We start from the raw sequence: 1,261 nt of genomic DNA on the forward strand, positions 1-1,261 counted from the left end.
GCACGACCTGGTCAGGCACGTCATGCGCCAGCGGCGCCTCGCCGCGCTGGCGACGGGGCCGACCCGGCAGGGCCGGCCGCCTGGGGGCGGGGGTGACGCCGCGTGAGCCTCCTCGCGCCCCTGTGGCTGCTGCTGCTCGTCCCCGTGGCCCTGCTGGCGGTGACGTACGTGGTCATGACGCTGCGGAGCAGGACCTCCTACGCCGTCCGCTTCACCAACCTCGACCTGCTGGACAAGGTGGCGCCGCGGCGGCCCGGCTGGCGCAGGCACGTCCCCGCGGCGGCGCTGCTGCTCATGTTCGCCCTGCTCGTGGTGGGCTTCGCCCGGCCGACGGCCGAGGTGCGGGTGCCGCGCGAACGGGCGACGATCATGGTGGCGTTCGACGTCTCGGCCTCCATGGGGGCGACCGACGTCTCGCCCAACCGGTTCGAGGCGGCCAAGCAGGCGGCCAGGCAGTTCGTCCAGGGCCTGCCGGAGCGGTTCAACCTGGGCCTGGTGTCGTTCTCGGCGTCGGCCTCGGTCGCCGTGCCGCCCACCACGGACCGGCGTACGGTGCTGAGCGCCCTCGACCGGCTCAGCACCGGCTCCGGCACCGCCATCGGCGAGGCCGTCTTCTCCTCCCTCGACGCCATCGCCGCACTCGACTCGGAGGAGGAGGCGCCGCCCGCGCACATCGTGCTGCTGTCCGACGGCTCCAACACCACCGGCCGCACGGTGCCCGACGCGGCGGCGCAGGCGTCCTCGCGGGGCGTCCCCGTCACGACCATCGCCTACGGAACGGCGGACGGCACCATCAGCCTGGGCGGCCAGGAGGTGCCGGTTCCGGTGGACGGGCCCGCGCTGCGCGGCCTGGCCGACGCGGCCGGCGGCGGCTTCTACGAGGCGGCCAGCGGCGACGAACTACAGGCGGTCTATGAGGACATCGGCACGTCGGTCGGGTATCGGATCGAGCGTCAGGAGGTCTGGCAGTGGTTCGTCGGAGCGGGGCTGATCTTCGCGCTCATCGCGGCGATGACGTCGATGTTGTGGTTCTCGAGGCTGCCGTGAGAGGCATGGGCAGCCCGCAGGGGCCCGACTTCCTGAGCCCGGCACCGGCCGCCCGGCCGGAGCCCCTGGCCGTCCCGCCGCCGGCCGTTCTGCCGCCGCTGATCGGGCCGCCGCCGCGTCCCGTACCGGCCGTGTCCGTGCCGGGGACGGACGGTGCGCGGAGCGCGCCCGAGTCGCCCCGGGGGAGGTTGCTGGTGGCGGCCGGGCTGGTGCT

Annotated in this window: 1 protein-coding gene and 1 pseudogene; both read left to right on the plus strand. The window is 74.9% G+C overall.

Annotated features, from left to right (window positions below; all coding sequences use genetic code 11):
* Positions 1-102: 102 nt before the first annotated feature.
* Complete coding sequence (locus ABFX54_RS56590; RefSeq protein WP_346115611.1) at positions 103-1,047, plus strand: VWA domain-containing protein; 945 nt, start codon at positions 103-105, stop codon at positions 1,045-1,047.
* Between the two features lie 5 nt (positions 1,048-1,052).
* Positions 1,053-1,261: pseudogene (locus tag ABFX54_RS56595) on the plus strand (hypothetical protein); the annotation flags it as partial.

The sequence above is a fragment of the Nonomuraea maheshkhaliensis genome, from assembly GCF_039529435.1.
GTDB classification, from domain to species: Bacteria; Actinomycetota; Actinomycetes; order Streptosporangiales; family Streptosporangiaceae; genus Nonomuraea; species Nonomuraea maheshkhaliensis.